General features: G+C 45.1%; 1 protein-coding gene and 1 pseudogene. Both read left to right on the forward strand.

Going from position 1 to position 639, the window contains the following annotated elements; translation table 11 throughout:
* Positions 1-97: pseudogene (locus R8O11_RS28640) on the forward strand (flagellar biosynthesis protein FlgD); the annotation flags it as partial.
* 31 nt (positions 98-128) lie between these two features.
* Positions 129-639, forward strand: a 511-nt coding sequence (locus tag R8O11_RS28645; protein WP_318195047.1) for a flagellar hook-basal body complex protein, incomplete at its 3' end; no start/stop codon positions are given.

Genomic DNA, 639 nt, shown 5'->3' on the forward strand with positions numbered 1-639 from the left:
ATTGCTGGGCAAAGGTGACGGAAACGTATTACTCAATCTGGCTGGTTTTGAATCACCAGTTCGACTTGCAGAAGTACTGGAAGTCGGCAAAGCGTAATCCATAACACGCTAGATTAGGAGATTTTGGAATGTCATATGTATCTTTAAGCGGTTTGTCCGCGGCTCAACTGGATTTAAATACAACCAGTAACAACATTGCGAACGCCAACACGTACGGCTTTAAAGAGTCTCGTGCGGAATTTGCTGATGTTTACTCAAACTCTTTGTTTACTAACGCGAAAACCACTCCGGGTGGCGGTGCACAAGCAAGCCAAGTGGCACAACAGTTCCACGAAGGCTCAAGCATTTACACCAACAACCCAATGGATTTGCGTGTATCGGGTACTGGCTTCTTCGCGGTAGCGAAAGATCGTCTTATCCCACAACAAAATGAAATGACACGTAACGGTGCATTCCATTTGAACAAAGAAAACTACATGGTAACCGCGAACGATGAGTTCCTACTTGGTTATCAAGTAAACCCAGAGTCTGGTGAGGTTTCATCTTACGAGCCACAACCAATCAATATTCCTGCGGAATTTGGTAAGCCAAAACAAACAGCGAACATTGAAGTGGGCGTGAACTTACCTGCTAACGGTG

The organism is Vibrio sp. 1288 (assembly GCF_033344475.1).